17 protein-coding genes and 1 tRNA gene are annotated in these 20,881 nt (G+C 64.7%); 10 read left to right on the plus strand and 8 right to left on the minus strand.

Going from position 1 to position 20,881, the window contains the following annotated elements:
- The 7 genes from HBJ55_RS03840 to hemA form a co-directional block, all read right to left on the minus strand.
- Positions 1-1,347, minus strand: coding sequence for a glutamine synthetase family protein (locus HBJ55_RS03840; RefSeq protein ID WP_167111235.1), 1,347 nt, complete (start codon positions 1,345-1,347; stop codon positions 1-3).
- Between the two features lie 38 nt (positions 1,348-1,385).
- Positions 1,386-2,681 (minus strand): NAD(P)/FAD-dependent oxidoreductase, encoded by a 1,296-nt coding sequence (locus tag HBJ55_RS03845; protein ID WP_167111237.1) that lies wholly within the window; start codon positions 2,679-2,681, stop codon positions 1,386-1,388.
- A 240-nt stretch (positions 2,682-2,921) separates the two neighbouring features.
- Positions 2,922-3,671 (minus strand): HesA/MoeB/ThiF family protein, encoded by a 750-nt coding sequence (locus HBJ55_RS03850; RefSeq protein ID WP_167111277.1) that lies wholly within the window; start codon positions 3,669-3,671, stop codon positions 2,922-2,924.
- A 5-nt stretch (positions 3,672-3,676) separates the two neighbouring features.
- A complete protein-coding gene (locus HBJ55_RS03855; RefSeq protein ID WP_167111239.1) occupies positions 3,677-4,177 on the minus strand; it encodes an Lrp/AsnC ligand binding domain-containing protein in 501 nt (166 codons plus the stop codon).
- A 180-nt stretch (positions 4,178-4,357) separates the two neighbouring features.
- Positions 4,358-5,203, minus strand: coding sequence for a peptide chain release factor N(5)-glutamine methyltransferase (gene prmC, locus HBJ55_RS03860; RefSeq protein ID WP_167111241.1), 846 nt, complete (start codon positions 5,201-5,203; stop codon positions 4,358-4,360).
- Positions 5,203-6,288 (minus strand): peptide chain release factor 1, encoded by a 1,086-nt coding sequence (prfA, locus tag HBJ55_RS03865; protein ID WP_167111243.1) that lies wholly within the window; start codon positions 6,286-6,288, stop codon positions 5,203-5,205. Before prfA ends, prmC begins: the two co-directional genes overlap by 1 nt.
- 11 nt (positions 6,289-6,299) lie before the next feature.
- Positions 6,300-7,565: a glutamyl-tRNA reductase gene (hemA, locus tag HBJ55_RS03870; protein ID WP_167111246.1), complete on the minus strand. Its 1,266-nt coding sequence runs from the start codon at positions 7,563-7,565 to the stop codon at positions 6,300-6,302.
- A 234-nt stretch (positions 7,566-7,799) separates the two neighbouring features.
- Here hemA and HBJ55_RS03875 point away from each other — a divergent pair, with 234 nt between their 5' ends.
- The 8 genes from HBJ55_RS03875 to HBJ55_RS03910 all read left to right on the plus strand — a co-directional run bounded on the left by HBJ55_RS03875 (position 7,800) and on the right by HBJ55_RS03910 (position 14,785).
- A complete protein-coding gene (locus tag HBJ55_RS03875) occupies positions 7,800-9,554 on the plus strand; it encodes a tetratricopeptide repeat protein (protein ID WP_167111248.1) in 1,755 nt (584 codons plus the stop codon).
- 28 nt (positions 9,555-9,582) lie between these two features.
- Positions 9,583-10,203, plus strand: coding sequence for a lipoprotein insertase outer membrane protein LolB (lolB, locus tag HBJ55_RS03880; RefSeq protein ID WP_167111250.1), 621 nt, complete (start codon positions 9,583-9,585; stop codon positions 10,201-10,203).
- Positions 10,204-10,219: 16 nt separating this feature from the next.
- Complete coding sequence (gene ispE, locus HBJ55_RS03885; protein ID WP_167111252.1) at positions 10,220-11,080, plus strand: 4-(cytidine 5'-diphospho)-2-C-methyl-D-erythritol kinase; 861 nt, start codon at positions 10,220-10,222, stop codon at positions 11,078-11,080.
- Positions 11,081-11,170: 90 nt separating this feature from the next.
- Positions 11,171-12,112, plus strand: coding sequence for a ribose-phosphate pyrophosphokinase (locus HBJ55_RS03890; protein ID WP_010629229.1), 942 nt, complete (start codon positions 11,171-11,173; stop codon positions 12,110-12,112).
- Positions 12,113-12,207: 95 nt separating this feature from the next.
- Complete coding sequence (locus HBJ55_RS03895; RefSeq protein ID WP_167111254.1) at positions 12,208-12,846, plus strand: 50S ribosomal protein L25/general stress protein Ctc; 639 nt, start codon at positions 12,208-12,210, stop codon at positions 12,844-12,846.
- Between the two features lie 80 nt (positions 12,847-12,926).
- A complete protein-coding gene (pth, locus tag HBJ55_RS03900; RefSeq protein ID WP_167111256.1) occupies positions 12,927-13,508 on the plus strand; it encodes an aminoacyl-tRNA hydrolase in 582 nt (193 codons plus the stop codon).
- A 55-nt stretch (positions 13,509-13,563) separates the two neighbouring features.
- On the plus strand, positions 13,564-14,655 hold the full coding sequence (gene ychF / locus HBJ55_RS03905) for a redox-regulated ATPase YchF (protein ID WP_167111258.1): 1,092 nt from the start codon (positions 13,564-13,566) through the stop codon (positions 14,653-14,655).
- A 53-nt stretch (positions 14,656-14,708) separates the two neighbouring features.
- A tRNA-Met gene (locus HBJ55_RS03910) sits at positions 14,709-14,785 on the plus strand.
- 53 nt (positions 14,786-14,838) lie between these two features.
- Here HBJ55_RS03910 and HBJ55_RS03915 read toward each other — a convergent pair.
- Positions 14,839-16,137 (minus strand): M18 family aminopeptidase, encoded by a 1,299-nt coding sequence (locus tag HBJ55_RS03915; protein WP_167111260.1) that lies wholly within the window; start codon positions 16,135-16,137, stop codon positions 14,839-14,841.
- A 127-nt stretch (positions 16,138-16,264) separates the two neighbouring features.
- Here HBJ55_RS03915 and HBJ55_RS03920 point away from each other — a divergent pair, with 127 nt between their 5' ends.
- Together HBJ55_RS03920 and HBJ55_RS03925 are read left to right on the plus strand one after the other, a co-directional pair.
- Positions 16,265-18,337 carry a carboxy terminal-processing peptidase gene (locus HBJ55_RS03920; RefSeq protein ID WP_167111262.1) on the plus strand — a complete coding sequence of 691 codons (2,073 nt, stop codon included), beginning with the start codon at positions 16,265-16,267 and terminating at the stop codon, positions 18,335-18,337.
- A gap of 327 nt (positions 18,338-18,664) precedes the next feature.
- Positions 18,665-20,869 (plus strand): putative bifunctional diguanylate cyclase/phosphodiesterase, encoded by a 2,205-nt coding sequence (locus tag HBJ55_RS03925; RefSeq protein WP_338071963.1) that lies wholly within the window; start codon positions 18,665-18,667, stop codon positions 20,867-20,869.
- Positions 20,870-20,881: the final 12 nt, after the last annotated feature.

Genomic DNA, 20,881 nt, shown 5'->3' on the forward strand with positions numbered 1-20,881 from the left:
CTAGACGCTCAACAGCAGGAACTCCCTCTCCCACGAACTGATGACCTTCTTGAAGTTCTCGTTCTCCACCCGCTTGACCGCCACGTAGCCGGTCACGAAACGATGCCCCATGTAGCGCTCCAGCTCGGCACAGTGCTCCATGCGCTCCAGCGCCTGCTCCAGCGTGAACGGCAAGCGCAGGTTGCGACGCTCGAACGCCCTGCCCTGCACCGGGGCGGAGGGATTGAGCTGTTGCATCATGCCGAGGTAGCCGCACAGCAGGCTGGCAGCGATGGCGAGATAGGCATTGGCGTCGGCGCCGGGCAGGCGATTCTCGATACGTCGGTTCTGAGGCGTGGAGTCGGGTACGCGCAGGCCACAGGTACGGTTCTCCTCGCCCCACTCGACGTTGACCGGTGCCGAGGTATCGGGCAGGAAGCGGCGGAAGGAGTTGACGTTGGGCGCCATCAGCGGCAGCGCTTCGGGAATGAAGCGTTGCATGCCGCCGATATGATGGAGGAACAACTGGCTCATGGAGCCATCCTCGTTGGCGAATACGCTCCTCCCGGTGGCTGCATCCAGCACACTCTGGTGAATGTGCATGGCGCTGCCGGGCTCGTTGGTGATCGGCTTGGCCATGAAGGTGGCCACCACGTCGTGCTTCAGTGCCGCCTCGCGCAGGGTGCGCTTGAACAGGAACACCTGATCGGCCAGCATCAGCGGGTCGCCGTGACGGAAGTTGATCTCCATCTGGGCGGTACCCTCCTCGTGTATCAGCGTGTCGATATCCAGCCCCTGGATCTCGCACCAGTCGTACATGTCTTCGAAGAGGGGGTCGAACTCATTGGCCGCGTCGATAGAGAACGACTGACGTCCGGTTTCCTGGCGCCCGCTACGGCCGATGGGCGGCAGTAGTGGAAGATCGGGATCCTCGCAGCGCTTGGTCAGGTAGAACTCCATTTCCGGTGCCACCACGGGCTTCCAACCCTGCTCGGCATAGAGCGCCAGCACCCGCTTCAGCTGGTTGCGGCTCGAGAGTTCGATGGGATTGCCCATCTTGTCATAGCAGTCGTGGATGACCTGGGCGGTGGGCTCTAGCGCCCAAGGCACCGGATAGACGGCGGAGATATCGGGGCGGCAGAGCATGTCGATATCGGCAGGGTCGAGCAGCGAGTAATAGAGTTCGTCCTCGACGTAATCGCCGGTCACGGTCTGCAGCAGCACGCTTTCGGGAAGGCGCATGCCCTTCTCGGCCATGAACTTCGAAACAGGCGTGATCTTGCCACGGGCGATGCCGGTGATGTCGCTGACCAGGCACTCCACCTCGGTGATGCGTCGCTCCTTCAGCCAGCTTTCCAGGTCTTTCATGGGAACCTCATTGTGGCCCGTCCCGGGCGTCACGTTCGTTATAGTCGGTCGCGCAACTTGTAGAAGGTGGTGGCGAGAACCAGCAGCGGCGTGCGCAGGCGCTCGCCGCCCGGAAAACGGCGATGGGGCATGGCGGCAAAGACATCGAAACGCTCGCTCTGCCCGGCAATGGTCTCACCGACCAGCTTTCCGGCCAGCCCGGCCAGCGCCATGCCGTGCCCCGAGTAGCCTTGGGCGTAATAGATATTGCTGCCAAGGCGGCCGAAGTCCGGCGCGCGATTGAGCGTGATCGCCACGTCGCCGCCCCAGCGGTAGTCGATGCGCACGCCTTCGAGTGCCGGAAACAGACGCGCGATCTTGGCGTCCATGCGCTGCTGCAGGCCGCGCGGCTCGCGACCATCGTAGCTGACTTCACCGCCATAGATCAGCCGCCTGTCGGCCGAAAGGCGGTAGTAATCGAGGACGAAGTTGGCATCGGAAAGGGCATCGTTGCGAGGCAGCACCTTGGAGGCGCGCTCTTCACCCAGCGGCTCGGTGGCGACGATATAGTTGGCCGCGCGCATGACGCGACCTTCGAGTTCCGGCAACAGCCGCCCCAGATAGGCGTTGGCGCCCACCACCACGAAATCGGCCGTGATCTCGCCCTGCGCGGTAACCACGGTGGCGGGTTGGCCACGGCGAATGGTCAGGGCCGCGCTATGCTCGTGAATCGTCACGCCAGCCTGCTGGGCCGCCCGTGCCAGCCCCAGGGTATAGTTGAGCGGATGCAGGTGGCCGCCTTCGCTCTCGTGGAGCGCCCCCGGGTACGCCGAGGTCGCCACCCGCTCATGCAGCGCCTCGCCTTCGAGCCAGGTAAGCGCCTCGTAACCGTAGTCGCGGGCCAGACGCTCCTGCATCTGCTTGAGCTCGCGCACGTGGCGCGACTTCACTGCAGCATGCAGGTAACCCCAGGCGAGGTCGCAGGGAATCGCATGCTGCTCGATGAGTTCGGTAGTCAAGCGTACCGCCTCGCGGCTCAGCTCCCAGACTTCACGGGCGCGCTCGCGGCCGAGCGCCTGTTCCACGGTGGCGATGTCGGTCCCCAGACCGGGCAGGATCTGGCCACCGCTGCGTCCGGAGGCGCCAAACCCGATCTCGTGGGCTTCGAGCAGGGTCACCGAGTAGCCGCGCTCTGCCAGGTGCAGCGCCGCGGAACAGCCGGTGATCCCACCACCGATGACGCACACATCGACACGTCGGCGCCCGACAAGCGGAGGACATGCCTGCTCGAGATGCACCGTGATCGAATCGCGGTAGTAGGATGCGGGTTTGTCGATCTGGGCGGCAGTGGCCATGCTGCGTATTCCTGAAGCGGTAAACCAGCTCATTGAATTTGTTCAGTCTGGCATCATACCGGCAGGGAATGTCAAGTATCCAATAACGAGAACGATGAGCCGCCTCTTCGGACCATTCGCACAAACGGCAAAAAGATCCATAAGAAAAAGCAATTTACGAACGCCCACCGGGAAAGAAAGAAAGCTTCTCGGTTATCGTCCAACCTTTTCTTGTTAAATAATGACCATCACACAATTCTCTCAGCGCTCGGCACACACCGGGCAAGCGGGATCGCGCGGCACCTGAAAGTGACGCCACTGTCCGCTCAGCCCGTCGAAGGTGGAAAGTCCGTGGTGCGGCGTACCGGCTCCGCTGAGCAGCTTGACCGCTTCCAGCGCCTGGAAGCAGCCGATCAGCCCCACCAAGGGGGCTACCACGCCGCTCTCGGCGCAGCGCAGCTCCTCGTCTCCTCCCTCTTCGGGCGGATAGAGACAGGCATAACAGGGCGAGACGGGATCATGCGGATCGAACACTGCCAGCTGCCCCGAGAAGCGAATCGCCGCCCCCGAGACCAGCGGCACCCCGGCACGCTGGCAGGCAGCATTGATGGCGTAGCGGCTGGAGAAACGGTCGGTGCAATCGAGCACCAGATCGACGCCGGCGACTACCCGATTCAGCCTCTCGTCGTCCAGATGCTCTTGCATGACCTGGATGTCACAGCCCGGGTTCAGTGCCAGCGCCGCCCGGCGGGCGGACTCCGCCTTGTTGCGCCCCAGGTCGGCCATGCCATGAGCAATTTGGCGCTGAAGATTGGAGAGCTCCACCTCATCGGCGTCGGCCAGGATCAGGTGGCCCACCCCGGCGGCGGCCAGGTAGAGCGCCACCGGCGAGCCCAACCCGCCGGCGCCCACCACCAGCGCACGCGAGGCCAGCAGGCGCTCCTGGCCCTCGATATCGATCGCCTCGAGCATGATCTGCCGGCTGTAGCGCAACAGCGCCTCGTCGTTCATTGCCATTACTTGTCTTCGAGCTCCTCGATATCGGGTACGTAGAGCGAGAACTCCTCCTTGACCTCCTCCATCACCACGTAGCTCTTCGACTCCTTGACGCCTGGAAGGGTCAGTACCACGTCGCCGAGCAACTGACGGTAGGCGGACATCTCGGGAATCCGGCACTTGAGAATGTAGTCGAACTGCCCCGAGACCAGGTGGCACTCCTGAATCTGCGGCAGGCGAGACACGGCACGCCGGAATTCGTCGAACACTGCCGGCGACTGGGTCTCGAGACTGATCTCGACGAACACCAGCAGGTTGGCCTTGAGCGCGCGCGGGTTGAGTATCGCCTTGTAGCCGCGAATGACGCCGGACTTCTCGAGGCGCTTGACGCGCTCCAGGCATGGCGTAGTGGAGAGCCCGACCTGAGCGGCCAGATCGACGTAGGAGATACGGGCATTGTCCTGCAGGCAGCGCAGGATCTTGAGATCGATACGATCGAGCGAGCGGGTCTTGGTTTTCATTATCGTGTCGTGGGAAGCCGAGTCAGAGTGAGTGAAGCGTCGCCATGACAGCAGATCGACCTGAAAAAGCGCGGAAATCAGGCGCGGTGCTGGTGTTCGGTCGCACAAACATGCCGACATTTGGAATTATTTCCTGAACAGATGTACCACAGCGACCACTTCCACTCCAATAAGCCTGACTCAACGTTGCCGAGGCCGCCGGCCGTAGGTCACCCGCTCATGGCCTCCGAGGTCGCGCCGACTGGCCACTGCGGTATAACCGCTGTCCTCCAGCAGGTTGCGAACGGCAGCCGCCTGTTCGTGGCCGTGCTCCAGGGCAAGCCAGCCTCCCGGCAACAGATGGGCCATGCCCCGCTCGACGAGGTGGCGCAGATCGGCCAGCCCGGCATCCGCCGCGACCAACGCGCTGCTGGGCTCGAAACGCACGTCGCCCTGTGCCAGGTGCGGATCCTGCGCATCGATGTAGGGCGGATTGGCCGCGATCAGGGTAAAGCGCTCATCGGCCAAGGCCACAAACCAGTCGCTCAACGAAAAGCTCGCGTTGGCGATGCCCAGACGATGAGCATTGGACTCGGCCAGCGCCACCGCCTCCGGTACACGATCGACCCCGAGCGCTTCCCAGCCAGGCCGCTCGCTGGCGAAGGCCAGTGCGATGGCACCGGTCCCGGTGCCCAGATCGAGTAACCGACCCGACGGCTCAGGTGCCAGCTCGAGCAGCAGCTCGACCAGAGTTTCGGTATCGGGCCGGGGAATCAGGGTATGCCGCGAGGTGGCCAGGGCAAGCCCCCAGAACTCCCGCATGCCGGTCAGGTAGGCCACGGGATGTCCCGCTGCGCGTGCCGCCACCAGGGCCTCGAAGCGGGCCCGTGCGTAGGTCGTCGCGGGCCGGTCGCCCCAGGTATAGAGCCAGGTCCGATCGACGCCCAGCACATGGCAGAGCAGCACCTCGGCATCGAGCCGCGGACTGGCCGAGCCCGATCGCGCCAGACGCTCGGCCGCCCGCGCCAGCAACGCATCGAGACGCATCAGACTTCCTGCAGCGCCGCGAGCTGCTCGGCCTGGTGCTCGTGAATCAACGGATCGAGGACCTCGTCGAGCTCGCCGGCCATGACCTCACCGAGTTTGTAGAGGGTAAGATTGATGCGGTGATCGGTGAGCCGGCCCTGGGGGAAGTTATAGGTGCGGATACGCTCGCTGCGATCACCCGAGCCGACCAGGCTGCGCCGCGTGTCGGCCTGCTCGCGCTGACGACCCTCCACGGCGCTCTGCTTGAGCCGGGCAGCCAGCAGCGACATCGCCTTGGCCCGGTTCTTGTGCTGGCTGCGCTCCTCCTGGCACTCGACCACCACTCCGCTGGGCAGGTGAGTGATGCGGATCGCCGAATCGGTGGTGTTGACGTGCTGGCCGCCGGCGCCACTGGAGCGGAAGGTATCCACCCGAAGATCGGCGGGATTGATGTCGACGTCGCCCACCGCATCGGCTTCCGGCATGACCGCCACGGTACAGGCGGAAGTATGGATACGCCCCTGGGATTCGGTGGCGGGCACCCGCTGCACGCGGTGTGCGCCCGATTCGAATTTTAGCCGGGCATAGACCCCATCGCCCTTTACCCGCGAGATGAGTTCCTTATAGCCGCCTTGCTCGCCATGGCTGGCACTGATCACTTCGACCTTCCAGCCCTGCTTCTCGGCATAGCGGGAGTACATGCGGAACAGGTCGCCGGCGAACAGCGCCGCCTCATCGCCGCCGGTGCCGGCGCGAATCTCGAGGAAGACGTTGCGGCCGTCGTCGGGATCGCGCGGCACCAGCAACTGCTTGAGCCGCACCTCCAGCTCCGCCAGACGCTCCCGGCCCTCATCCAGCTCCATCTGAACCAACTCGCGCATCTCGGCGTCGCTGTCATCGGCCAGTTGAGCGGCATCCTCCAGGTCGTTTTCGATCGTCCGATAGTCACGCCAGGCCTCGACCAGGTGTTCGAGCTCGGCATACTCACGGGAATAGTCGCGGAAGCGAGGCTGATCGCTGATCACCTCGGGCTCCGCCAGCAGGGCGGCGAGCTCCTCGAAGCGTTCGACGAAGCCATCGAGACGCTGGCGCAGGGTCGCTTTCATGGAGTGTCCTGTCAGGGTTTCGTTGATGTGGAATCCAGCAGCAGCGCCTCGGCAGCGGTGAGCAGATCGCGCCGCTCGCCACCGGATGCCTCGCGCAAGGCCACCGTGGGCCGATGCAGCAGGCGATTGGTGAGCTGGTGTGCCAGCAGGCGAAGCACCTCCTCGGGATCCTCGCCTCGTGCCAGCCTTGCCAAGGCCTGACGCTCGGAATACTCACGCACTTCAGCCGCCTGGTCGCGGTAGCGACGAATCAGCTCGCCACTACTGCGAATGCGCCGCTCGTGCAGCCAGACATGCACGCCATGTTCGATCAGCGATTCTGCCTGGTCGGCGGCCGCCTGGCGGTGGCGTCGGTTCTCCTGGATCACCTCGTTGAGGTCATCGACGGTATAGAGAAAGATATCGTCCAGGTCGCCGACCTCGGGCTCGATGTCGCGCGGCACGGCAATGTCGACCATGAAGATCGGCCGATGGCGGCGCTTCTTCAGCGCCCGCTCCGCCATGCCCTTGCCCAGGATCGGTAGTGGTGCGGCGGTAGAAGAGATGACGATGTCCGCGCGGGCCAGGGCGTCGGGAATCTCGTTGAGCGAGATCGCCTCGGCATTGAATTCACCGGCCAGAACCTCGGCACGCTCACGCGTGCGGTTGGCCACGATCATGTTACGCACGCCGGCCTCGCGCAGGTGCCGCGCCACCAGCTCGATGGTTTCCCCAGCGCCGATCAACAGCGCCCGCGAGCGGCCGAAGTCATCGAAGATCCGACTGGCCAGGCTCACGGCGGCGTAGGCCACCGAAACCGGGTTCTGACCGATGCCGGTGCGCGTACGCACCTGTTTGGCCACCGCGAACGTATGCTGGAACAGCAGCTCCAGCTCACCGCCCAACCCGCTCGCCTGGCGCGCCGACTGGTAGGCCTCCTTGAGCTGACCGAGTATCTGCGGCTCGCCCAGCACCATCGAATCCAGCCCCACCGCAACGCGCATCAAATGACGCGCGGCATCGTTGTCCAGATAGTGATAGGCGCAGGGCGTCAGCTCTTCGAGCGCCAGCCCATGGAAGTGACCCAGCCAGTCGAGGATGGCGCGCTCACCGCTCGGCTCGGTCACGCAGTAGAGCTCAGTGCGATTGCAGGTCGAGAGCACTGCCGCTTCGTGTACCTCCGGCAGCCCGCGCAGCTCGACCAGCGCCGACTCCAGTTGCGCGGGTGTAAAGGCGACCCGCTCGCGCACCGCGACGGTGGCCGTCCTGTGGTTGATTCCAAGGGCAAGAAGCGTCATGCGTTAAGCGTCTTCGGTGATGTCGGCCGGCGGCACCGTAAATGAAAAAAATCGTCTCTGCGGCGCTGCATTCTATCACAGCCTTCCGAGCTCGGCGCCAGGCCCACGCCCCTGGCATTGACGCACGACAAGGCAGCGGCCATCTCACCAAGCCGCATCGCCGAAGCAGCGATCCCTTTGCCCATAGGCTGCTAGCCGGTATGCTGGCACCTCGGGACACCGGATGAGATACGCATGCCCTCGACGCTGATACGCTCCTCACGCCATGGACTGGCAGTGCTTGGCCTGACCGTTCTGCTGGGCGGTTGCCAGGGCCTGGCCCCCGCCCCTTCAGCCAAGTCTCAAGAAGACCCCATGGCCTCGGCACCTCCCATCGAGCACGGGCTTGACGCGGAGGGGCTGGCCACGCTGTTGACGGCCGAATTTGCGGGGCAGCGCGGCGACTATCGCCGCGCCACGCTGGGCTACCTGGCCATGGCAGAACGCTACAGCGCCGCACCACTGGCAGAGCGCGGCACCCTGGCAGCCCGCTTCAGCAACGACATCCTGCTGCTCGAGCAGGCCGTTGGCACCTGGCAAGAGCTCGACCCCGCAGCGGAAGCGCCGCTGCGCCTGCTCGCCGGCCTGGCCTTGCAACGCGGCGACTGGACCCAGGCGCTCGACTGGCGCCTGGCATTAGCCGAGCAGGGCCAGCATGCCGAACTGGCACTGTTCGCCGAGCTGGCGCTGGAATCCGGCACCGATCCGCTGCCTCTGCGCGAGCAGCTGCGGGAGTATCTCGATCGCACCGGGGCCAGCGCCCATCCGCACTATCACGATGCCGTGCTGGCCATGGCGATCCTCGAGGCTGCCACCGGCCAGCGCCAGCAGGCCGAGGCGCGCCTGAATCTGCTCGAGCGCAACCACTCCGAGCTGCCCGCCCTGTGGCTGACGCGAGCCCAACTGGCCCTGGAAGCCGACAGCCCGCGCCAGGCCCGTGAGTCCGCTCGTCGCGGCCTCGAGGTCTCACCCGGCGATCCGCGCTTCCTGCTGCTGCTGGCACAGGCCGAGCTGATGCTGGGCAACGTCGCCGCCGCCGAGCAGCACACCTCGGCCCTGATGGACGAGCACGTCGGCAACCACGAGCTGCACGTCTCGCTGGCCCGCCTCTATCTGGAGGGCGGCCATCTGGATGCGGCCCGGCGCCTGTTGTTGCCACTGGTCGGCAGCGACGAGCCTCCTCCCGAGGCCTTCTACCTGATGGGCACCATTGCCGAGGAAGAGGGCGAGATCGACAATGCCCTGCTCTACTACCGCCAGGTGGCACCCGGCAGTCATTTCCTGCGTGCCCGCCTGCGTGCCGCCCAGATGTTGATCGATGACGAGCGCTTGCTCGACGCACGCGCCTTCCTGCGCATCGAGCGCCTGCGCCATGAATCGCACTTCAGCGATCTGATCGCCCTCGAAGTGGAGCTGCTTGACGAAGCCGGACTGCACGCCGAAGCCGACAGCCTGCTCGACCGCGAACTCTCGCGCACTCCCAACGACGAGCCGCTGCTCTATCTGCGTGCCATGCGCGCCTGGGAGCATGGCGACCTCGAGGCCATGGAGCGAGACCTGGGTCGCATCATCGAAGCCAACCCGGAGAATGCCTCGGCCCTGAACGCGCTGGGCTATACGCTGGCGGACCTCAACGACCCCGAGCGCCTGGAGGAGGCCCGTGAGCTCATCGAGCGTGCCCATGAACTCGAGCCCGGCAGTCCGGCGATCATGGATAGCCTGGGCTGGGTCCACTATCGAATGGGCGACCCGGAGCGCGCTCTGGCCTGGCTGGAACGCGCCTATGCCAGCATGCCCGACCAGGAGATCGCCGCCCATCTGGCCGAGGTCCTCTGGTCGCTGGAGCGACATGACGAGGCCCGACGCGTCGTGGCACAAATCCTGCGCCAACACGACGAACATCCCATGATCGATGATCTCCTCGAGCGCATTCCCGAACTGGCACCCTGACCACCACCCCTGTCGACGAGACGATGCCATGAAACGCCCCATTTTCGCGATACGCTGGCTTGCCGCGAGCCTCGCACTGACCCTGCTGGCCGGCTGCGCCACCCCGGGCGCGGCACCGGACGGTGAGCGCGAGCCCGACCAGTGGGAGGCCCAGCAAGAGCGCCTGGAATCCCTGGACACCTGGACCCTGATCGGCAAGGCCGGGCTGCGCACCGCCCAGGAATCGACCAGCGCCAACCTCGACTGGAGCCAGCACCCCCACTATTACCGCATGCTGATCAGCGGCCCCTTCGGTAGCGGCCGCAACTTGCTGGAAGGCCGCGAAGGCCGCTTCTCGCTGACCAATGCCGAGGGACGCTTCGAAGCCGCGACGCCCGAAGCCTTGATGCAGCAGCAGTTGGGTTGGTCACTACCGGTCAGTTCGCTGGCCGACTGGATCCGCGGCCTGCCCGCCGATCACAGCTCCTATCGTCTCGACCATGACGAGCGCGGCTTTCCCCAGCAGCTCGAGCAGGATGGCTGGCAAATCGTCTATCGCGACTGGACCCAGGTCGAGTCGCTGTGGCTCCCGCGCCGCCTGGTCATGGAGTACGACGACCTGCGTGTGACACTGGTGGTCACCGAGTGGCGCCCCGTCGTCGATGACTGAGCCGACGAACGAACCGATGACGGACTCGACGAGCGAGCTCCTACTGCCGGCGCCGGCCAAGCTCAACCGCATGCTGCATATCACCGGCCGTCGGGCAGACGGCTATCATGAGCTGCAGACGCTGTTCCAGTTCCTCGACCATGGAGACGAGTTGCGCCTGCGCCTCAGGCCGGACGGCGAGATCCGCCTGACCCCGCCCATCGCGGGACTTCCCGACAGCAACAACCTGATCGTGCGCGCCGCCCGCCTGCTGCAAGCCGAGAGCGGCTGCCAGTTGGGCGCCGACATCCACCTGACCAAACGCCTGCCCATGGGCGGCGGACTGGGCGGTGGCAGCAGCGACGCCGCCACCACCCTGCTCGGCCTCGACCGACTCTGGCGGCTTGGCCTCTCGCTCGACCGGCTGGCCGGACTCGGCCTGAGCCTCGGCGCCGACGTGCCGGTATTCGTGCGCGGCCGCGCCGCCTGGGCCGAGGGCGTCGGCGAGAAGCTCACACCGGTGGAACTCGACACCCCCTGGTTCGTGGTCGTGCACCCCGGCATCGAAGTGGCTACCCACGCCGTGTTCGGGGCGGCGCAATTGACACGTAACACTCCCCCGATTACCATGGCGCGCGCACTGCAGGGGGGAGCACCCAGCTGGCACAACGACTGCGAGCCAACGGTCAGGTCACTCTATCCGCAAGTCGCCGAAGCGCTCGACTGGCTTGGCAGCCGGGCACCCGCCATGCTGACGGGAACCGGTGCCTGCCTCTTCGCTCGGCTGGGTTCGGAAGTCACGGCCAGGCGTCTATTGGCCGACCTACCGGGCCGCTATACTGCTTTCATTGCTCGCGGCCTGAATCTCTCCCCGCTACATGCTGCTCTAGGTCGATGAACATGATGTCAGCGAGCGTCCGACTAGAAGCGCTTGCAACCCCAAGCTCATCGCAAACAGAGCTCCCCAACACTGCATAGGTGGATGCGCGTGTCAAAATTGATGGTTTTTGCCGGGAATGCCAATCCGGAACTTGCCCAGAAAATTGCCGAGAGTCTCGATACTCGCATGGGTAATGCCACGGTCGGGCAGTTCAGCGATGGCGAGATCGCGGTCGAGATCAACGAGAACGTTCGCGGCAAGGATGTCTTCATTCTGCAGTCCACCTGCGCACCGACCAACGACAACCTGATGGAATTGATCCTGATGGTGGATGCCCTGCGCAGGGCCTCGGCCACTCGGATCACCGCCGTGGTGCCCTATTTCGGCTACGCGCGCCAGGATCGTCGGGTACGCTCCGCACGGGTCCCCATCTCGGCCAAGGTAGTGGCTGACATGATGGTCAAGGCCGGCGTAGACCGGGTGATGACCATGGACCTGCACGCCGACCAGATCCAGGGCTTCTTCGACGTGCCGGTGGACAACGTCTACGGCTCGCCGATTCTGCTCGACGACATCGAGCGTCAGAACTATGACGACCTGGTGGTGGTATCGCCCGATGTGGGCGGCGTGGTTCGCGCCCGCGCCATCGCCAAACAGCTCAATGCCGACCTCGCCATCATCGACAAGCGCCGCCCCCAGGCCAACCAGGCCCAGGTGATGCACATCATCGGCGAGATCGAGAACCGCACCTGCGTGGTGGTGGACGACATGATCGATACCGCCGGCACCCTGTGCAAGGCCGGCGACGCGCTCAAGGACCATGGCGCGCGCCGCGTGGTGGCCTATGCCACCCACCCGATCCTCTCCGGCCCGGCGGTGGAGAACATCACCGGCTCGGTGCTCGACGAGGTGGTGGTCACCGATACCATTCCGTTGTCCGACGTCGCCCGTCGCAGCGGCAAGATTCGTCAGCTCAGCGTGGCCGGACTGATCGCCGAGGCGATCCGCCGCGTCAGCAACGAGGAATCCGTCAGCGCCATGTTCCACTAATGGCGCCGGAGTAGCGCCCCCAAGGGGGCTTTCGGGAACGTCGCGATCAGGTCGCGGGTCGCACGTCTCCCTTACTTTCAGCAAGAGGCAACAACATGTCCGATTTCACACTCAATGCCAGCGTTCGTAACGACCTGGGGAAAGGTGCGAGCCGCCGCCTGCGTCGTGCGAACCTCGAAGTCCCGGCCATCGTCTACGGTGGAGAGAAGTCCCCTCAGCCGATCGCTCTCGAGAAGTCCGCCTTCTACAAGGCCATCGAGGACGAAGCCTTCTTCTCCTCAGTGCTCAATCTCGTCATCGACGGCCAGAAAGAGCAGGTCGTGGTGCGTGATCTGCAGCGTCACCCGTACAAGCCGCTGGTCACCCATGCCGACTTCATGCGCGTGGACGCCACCCACGAGATCACCATCAGCGTACCGCTTCACGTGGTGGGCGAAGAGAAGTCCAAGGGCATCAAGGACCATGGCGGCGAGCTGCACGTGCTCTCCAACGAAGTCCAGATCAGCTGCCTGCCGAAGGATCTGCCGGACTTCCTCGAGGTCGATATCAGCGAAGTCGAGCTGGGCACCACCCTGCACCTCTCCGACCTCAAGCTGCCGGCCGGCATCACCCTGGTCGAGCTGACTCACGGCGCCGACCACGACAACGCCGTGCTGAGCATTACCAAGCCGAAAGTCCGCAGCGAAGAGGCTGAAGGCGAAGAAGGCGAGGAAGGCGAAAACAGCGCCGAGTAAACCGCGCTGTCGGGGCTGCCCTGGGGCAGCCCCCAACCCAATCAAGCGCTGCGGCGCTTGTTTTCGTTTGGAGGCCCCGCATGCCCCAGGTCAAGGCGATCATCGGGCTGGGCAACCCCGGTGACAACTACGCCGCCACGCGCCACAACGCCGGCGCCTGGCTGGTCGAGATCCTGGCTCGCCAGGCCGGCACCGAGCTGCGCCCGGAGAAAAAGTTCCTTGGCCTGTATGCCAAGATCCTGCTCGACGGACACGAACTGCACCTGCTCGAGCCCACTACCTTCATGAACCGCAGTGGCGGTGCCGTGGCAGCGCTGTGCCAATTCTTCAAGATCGCTCCCGACGAGCTGCTGGTGGCCCATGACGAACTGGATATCGCCCCCGGCACTGCGCGTTACAAGCAGGGCGGCGGCCACGGCGGCCACAACGGCCTGCGTGATATCGTCAGCGCGCTGGGCGACAAGGGCTTCAATCGGCTGCGCATCGGCATCGGCCACCCCGGCGACTCGCGCCAGGTGACCAACTACGTGCTGGGGCGCCCCGGCAAGGCGGAGCTCGAGGCCATCGGGTCTGCGCTCGATGAGTGCCTGGCAACGCTGCCGCTCGCCGTGTCGGGCGACTGGGCCCGCGCCATGAGCCGGCTGCACAGCTTCCAAGGGTGAATTAGAATAGCGCTAGTTCGCGAGCGCTACCCGCCACCATACTCAGGACACCATCATGGGTTTCAACTGCGGTATCGTCGGCCTGCCCAACGTTGGCAAGTCGACCCTCTTCAACGCCCTGACCAAGTCCGGCATCGACGCCGAGAACTTCCCCTTCTGCACCATCGAGCCCAACGTCGGCATCGTGCCGATGCCCGACCCGCGTCTCGACAGGCTGGCCGAGATCGTGAAGCCGCAGAAGGTGCTCCCCACCACCATGGAATTCGTCGATATCGCCGGCCTGGTGGCGGGCGCCTCCAAGGGTGAGGGGCTCGGTAACAAGTTCCTGGCCAACATTCGCGAGACACAGGCCATCGCCCACGTGGTGCGCTGCTTCGACAACGACAACGTCATTCACGTGGCCAACCAGGTCGATCCGCGCGCGGACATCGAGATCATCAACATGGAGTTGGCGTTGGCCGATCTCGACACCGTCGAGCGCGCCATCCAGCGCCTGGTGCGCGTGGCCAAGGGCGGCGACAAGGAGGCCATCGCCACCAAGGCAATACTGGAGCGCATCCAGCCGCACCTGGCCGAGGGCCAGCCGCTGCGAAGCTTCGGCCTCGATGACGACGAGAAACGTCAGCTCAAGAGCTTCGGCTTCCTGACGCACAAGCCGACCATGTACATCGCCAACGTCAACGAGGACGGCTTCGACGCCAACCCCTACCTCGATATCGTCAATGAAATCGCCGCCGAGGAAGGCGCAGTAGTGGTCCCGGTGTGCAACCAGCTGGAGGCCGAGATCGCCGAGCTGGACGACGAGGAACGCACCATGTTCCTCAGCGAGATGGGCATGGAAGAACCGGGGCTCGACCGCGTGATCCGCGCCGGCTACAAGCTGCTCGGCCTGCAGACCTACTTCACCGCGGGGGTCAAGGAAGTGCGCGCCTGGACGGTCAGGGTCGGCGCCACCGCCCCCGAGGCCGCCGGCGTGATCCACACCGACTTCCAGAAGGGCTTCATCCGCGCCGAGGTCATCGCCTACGACGACTTCGTCACCCTGGGCGGCGAACAGGGCGCCAAGGATGCCGGCAAGTGGCGACTGGAGGGCAAGGATTACATCGTCCAGGATGGCGACGTGATCCACTTCCGCTTCAATGTGTAACCTCCAGGCTTGACCCGGCTGGGGCGAATCCGTAAACTTCGCCTCCGTTGATTGGCTACGTAGCTCAGCTGGTTAGAGCACATCACTCATAATGATGGGGTCCCCTGTTCGAATCAGGGCGTAGCCACCAAAGATCAAAAAAACCCGGCGCCTCCTGGCGCCGGGTTTTTCGTGGTGGCGGACTCAAGCCAGCCGCGGGCGGTTGGCGAAGGCCACCAGCGCCCGGGTCAGGTACTCCACGTCGCTGGCGCCTGCGGTTTCGCGGATCGAGTGCATGGCCCACTGCGGCACCCCTACGTCCAGCGTCGGTACGCCTAGCTCGGTGGCGGTGATCGGCCCGATGGTGCTGCCGCAGCCCATGTCGGCGCGGGTCACGAAGGTCTGCACCGGCACTCCCGCCTCGCGGCAGACGTCGCGGAACAGCGCCGAGGTAGCGCTGTTGGTGGCGTAGCGCTGGTTGGCGTTAACCTTGATCACCGGCCCGCCGTTGAGCGCCGGCCCGTGTGCGGCATCGTGCTTGTCGGTGAAGTTGGGATGCAAGGCATGTGCGTTGTCGCAGGAGATCATGCGCGAAGCTTGAATCAAGCGTATGAAGCCCTCATCGCCCGGCTCGCCGAGCTGGGCGTTGACGCGGCGCAGTACATCGCCGAGAAACGGCCCCTGGGCGCCGCATGCGCTGGCGCTGCCGACCTCCTCGTGGTCGTTGGCGACCAGCACCACGCCCTGGCTGCCGTCGCTCTCCAGCAGCGCTTCCAGCCCAATGAAGCAGGAGAGCAGGTTGTCCAGGCGTGCACTGGCGACCAGCTCACGCTCGACGCCTACCAGTGCCGGGGGCTGCACGTCGTGCAGCGCCAGCTCGAAGTCGAGGATCTCGGCCCCGCTGATCCCGTGCTGGGCCTCCAGCCACTCGAGCAGCAGCCGCTGTAGATCGGCCTTGTCGCCGCCCTGCAGGAACACGGGTGGCATCTGGGTTTGGGCGTTGATCGCTCGCCCGTTGTTGACCTCGCGATCGAGGTGAATGGCGAGACTGGGGATGATGGCAATCGGCCAGTCCACGTGCAGCAGCACGCCCTCGAGGCGACCGTCGGGATGGCGCACGTGCACACGCCCGGCCAACCCCAGGTCGCGATCGTACCAGGGGGCCAGCAGCACGCCGCCGTAGAGTTCGATGCCGAGCTGCAGCCAGCCGCCAGCCGTCTGGGCAGCATGCGGTTTCAAGCGCAGCCCGGGACTGTCGGTATGGGCGCCGACCATGCGCAGTGCCTCGAGCCCTTCATGAGGCAGTTGCAGGGCCACGATGGACGAGCCATTGCGCGTGACGTAGACCCGCTCCCCGGGCGCAAGCTGCCAGGCCTGGCTTTCGTCGAGCCGCCGGAAGCCGGCGGCATCGAGCCGCTCGGCCATGGTCGAGACGGCATGCCAGGGCGTGGGGGAACGGTGTAGAAAGTCGAGCAGACGCTCGAGACGAGCTTCCCGAGACATGAGGATCCTCATCAGGGGTCGTGGTTGAGGCAAGAGCTGCTACAATGCGTTGTCTGCCTTTGGCAACTCATAGGGCATACGCTTGTCTAGGGAAGGAAGTGTACACGAAACCAGGGGTGCTTCATTGATGAGCCAGTTTGTCGTTATTCGGCGCACAGCGGTCCTGACGCTGGCGCTGCTGTTGTCGTGCGCTCAACTGGCGCTTGCCCAAATCCAGCCCGGTGACGACCAGCGTCAAGCCGCCGTGGAGGTGGCCGAGTCTCTGCGCTATGGCCACTATGCCGACACCGCTCTGGATGATACCTGGTCGCAGTTGGCCTTCGAACGCTATCTCGACATTCTCGACGGCCAGCGCTCCTTCCTGCTCGAGAGTGACGTCGAGGAGTTTCGCCACCTCGAGGAGCGTATCGACGACATGCTCTTCGAGGGCGAACTGGCGCCCGCCTACCAGCTCTACCAGCGCTATCACGAGCGTGCGGAAAACCGCTTCGAATGGCTGCTCGATGCCCTGGACGAAGGCCTCGAATTCACCTACGAGACTGACAAGCGCCTCGACCTGGACCGCCGTGAGGCACCCTGGCCCAGCAGCGAAGCCGAACTCGATGAACTGTGGAGCAAGCGTCTGAAGAACGACGCCCTCACGCTCGACATCAGCGGCCAGGACGAGGAGCAGGTGGAGAGCAACCTGCGCCAGCGCTACGAAGGCCAGCTCTCGCGCCTGCGCCAGACCAACGCCGAGGATGTGTTCGGCCTGTTCATGGCCGCGGTGACCAGCAGCATCGACCCGCACACCGAATACCTTTCCCCGCGTCAGGGTGAGTCGTTCGACATCCAGATGCGGCTGTCGCTGGAAGGCATCGGCGCCATGCTGCAGTCCGATGGCGAGTACGTTAAGGTCACAAGCCTGGTGCCTGGCGGCCCCGCCGATCGCGCCGGCGTGCTGGAACCCGCCGATCGCATCGTCGGCGTGGGCCAGGAAGACGAGGGGGAGACCGTCAATGTCGTCGGCATGCGGCTGGACGAAGTGGTCGACCTGATCCGCGGCCCCAAGGGTACCGTGGTGCGTCTCGATGTCGTGCCGGCGGAAGCCGTGGACATGACACGCTCGCACGAGGTCAAGATCACCCGCGACACCGTCAACCTCGAGGACCAGGCGGCAAAGGGCGAGATCATCGAGGTGGAGCGCGACGAGGGCGTGCAGCGCATCGGCGTGATCACCATCCCCACCTTCTATGTCGACTTCGACGCCTGGCAGGCCGGCGAGGAGGAGTTCCGCAGCACCACTCGCGACGTGGCCCGTGAAGTCGAGCGGCTCAAGGCGGAGGGTATCGACGGCATCATGCTCGACCTGCGCAACAATGGCGGCGGCGCCCTGCAGGAAGCCAACTCTCTGCTCGGACTGTTCATCGATCGCGGCCCCACCGTCCAGGTGCGCGATGCGCGCGGCCGCATCAGCCTGTATGGCGATACCGAAACCGGCACCATTTACGATGGCCCGCTGGCCGTGCTGGTCAACCGCCTGTCGGCCTCGGCTTCGGAAATCTTCGCCGGCGCCATTCAGGACTATGGACGCGGCCTGGTGCTGGGCAGCGCCACCTTCGGCAAGGGCACCGTACAGACCCTGAACGATCTCAGCTACGGTCAGATCAAGCTCACTCGAGCCAAGTTCTACCGCATCTCCGGCGAGAGCACCCAGAATCGGGGCGTCGAGCCCGATATCTTGTTTCCCGACATGGTCGACCCGGAGCGGATCGGCGAGAGCAGCCTGGACAATGCGCTGGAATGGGATACCGTCCAGGCCGTTCAGTACCGCCATTACGGCGAGCCGTGGGAGTATCTCGAGACCCTGCGCTCCCGGCATCGTGAGCGAGCCGACTCCCACCCCAACTTCGTCTACCTGAAGGAGCGCGTGGAACTGGCGCGGCGCATGCGTGAGGAGCACACCAGTGTCAGCCTCGATCGGGAACTACGCCAGCGAGAGGTCGAGAGCCGCGATGCCCAGCAGCTGGAGCTGGAGAATCGCCGTCGCAAGGCCCTGGGCCTGGAGCCACTGGACGAACTGATCGATGCACGCAGCGAACCAGACGAAGGAGAAGCCGAGAGCGACGAGCCGGTGGAACGAGTGCAGGTGACCGAAGCTGCCGCCATCCTCGCCGACTATGCCGAGCTGACCGAACGGCGCCTGGCCGGCCGCTTCTGAGCAAGGTTCGTCGACCCAGGCATGACTCTCCCCTCCCCCGGGCACCCAGAGCGACAAGGCTTGGCTGGGTGCCCACCCCGCATACCGTGCCGCAACTCGACGGCACAGGCCCAGCCCAGCGGCTGCTTCCTTTAGCGATGCATTCTCTCCCAACGGCCTGTTCCGACGCTTCCAGCATGCGCTTGAGTTAACTGCTTCGTTAACCGCGCCGCTTGTTGACGTCTCGCCAATGCGAGACCATGAAGTTACCGGCATCGACCCGCCAGAGGCGCGTCACCGGCCCATAGCGCAAGCCATCATGCGCTCGCTTGAGTGGAGGGCGTACGAGTGAACAATCCCAGCGGGTTGAACCCATCCACCGATACCTTGCCCCACGCCGCCGCTCGCACTGCTGCGGTCGATCAGGATGGCGAGGCTGGCATGGTGGCCACTGTGCTGGTCATCGACGATGACCCGACCATTCGCCTCCTGATTGCCTCGGGCCTGCAGCGCAAGCACTATCAGGTCATCCTCGCGACCGATGGCCAGCAGGGGTTGGAAGCGTTCGAACGGCATGCGCCCGACCTGGTCCTGGTGGACGTCAGCATGCCCGGGCTCAACGGCTTCGATACGCTCCGCGCCATTCGCCATGGCCAGGCCGGCAGCAAGGGGCGGCATGCGCCGCTGCTGATGCTGACCGGCTACGACGATGTCGACTCCATCAAGGAAGCCTTCGAGGCGGGCGCGACCGACTTCCTGACCAAGCCGATCAACCTTGCGCTTCTCACCGAACGGGTACGCTACGCGCTGAGCGGTGCCGAGCGCGAAAAGGCCCTGCGTGAGGCGCAGCTTGAACAGGCTAGTGCCTGCAAGCTCGCACGCTTGGGTTTCTGGCACCTGGACGTACCGAGCGGCTCGCTATACTGGTCGGAAGGCGCCGCAGAAATGCTGGGCTGGCCGTCGCTGCCTGCATCGGTTGAGAGCTTTCTCGCACTGGTGAGTGAGGATGACAGGCCGCGCCTGGAAACGGCCCTCACCGTAGCCAGCCATAACCGCGAAGGCCTGGACCTGGAATTCAGTCTGGGGCTGGGAAGTCTCGAACGCACCGTGCGCCTGCAGAGCGCCGAACAGGCCAGCGAACAGCGACTGGTCGGCGCCTTTCAGGACGTAACCACCCTGCGCGCCTTCGAAGACAAGGCGCTGTATCTGGCAGCGCATGATGAATTGACCGGACTGCCCAAGCGCCACTGCTTCCTCAGCCTGCTTGCCGAGCAGTTGAGCCAGGCTAGCGAGACGCGCTGGCTGGTGGCGGCACTGGATATCAGCCGCCTGCATCGCATCAATGAAGCCTTGGGCATACGTGCCGGCGACCAGGCCTTGGTGCTCTTCTCGCGACGCCTGAAACAGCATGTGCCGAGCCATGCGCTGCTTGGACGTCTCGAGGCCGACACCTTCGGCGTGGCCCTCCCCCTCTCCGCCCAGGAGGATCCGCGCCTGGTATTCCAGCAATGGCTGGCACCACTGGCGCGGGCTCAGCGCATCGCCGGAGAAGATGTCTATATCGATTTCTCCGCCGGCGCCAGCGTCTTCCCGGACGACACACGGGATGCCGAAGCCCTGCTCGGCGCGGCACTACAGGCGCAGCGCCTATCACGCACCCAGTCGGGCAACCAGAAGCTCTATTTCCATAACGAATTCCCCGGTAGCTGCGATGCCAGCGCCTTGAGCCTGGAAGCGCACTTGCAGCAGGCGCTACAGAAAGACGAGTTTTTTCTCGTCTACCAGCCGCAGCAGCACTTGGCGGGAGGACACATCAGCGGCGTGGAGGCCCTGCTGCGCTGGCAACATGCCAGCCGTGGAGTGATCTCCCCCGTGGAATTCATTCCGCTGCTGGAGGAAACGGGGCTCATCGTCGAAGTTGGAGACTGGGTCATCCAGGATGCCTGTCGTCAGCTCGCCGAATGGAATCGCGCCGGCATGGACCTGCGCATGAGCATCAATCTTTCAGCCGTGCAGTTCACGCAACCGGGCTTCGCCAAGCACATCATGGCGCATGTGGTCTCCCATGGGCTGACCCCGAGTCAGCTCGAGCTGGAAATCACCGAAAGCGCCGCCATGCGACGCCCCGAACACACGCTGGAGATCCTGCTCGAATTGAAGGAGCTTGGCTTCTATCTTGCCATCGACGACTTCGGCACCGGGCACTCCTCCTACGACTACCTGCTGCGCTTCCCTATCGATACCCTGAAAATCGACCGCAGCTTTACCAAGGGCATTACGCAGGGACGGGCCAGCCGGGCGATCATACGTTCGCTCACCACCCTGAGTCAGGGGCTGGGATTCCGAACGGTCGCGGAAGGTGTGGAAACCCAGCGCCAGCGCGATTATCTCGAAGCCCTGGATGTCGATGAGATACAAGGCTTTCTACTGGCACGGCCCATGGCAGCAAGCCATTTCGCCTCCTTCATGCGCAACACCAGCATTCGGACTCGCCCCACTTTCCCAGGGGTTGCAGCACTTGTCAGCGGAGAGGGCACCGCCCCCGGCTCCTGAGCAAGCCTCACG

It is taken from the genome of Billgrantia bachuensis (assembly GCF_011742165.1).
In the GTDB taxonomy this organism is placed as follows: Bacteria; Pseudomonadota; Gammaproteobacteria; order Pseudomonadales; family Halomonadaceae; genus Halomonas; species Halomonas bachuensis.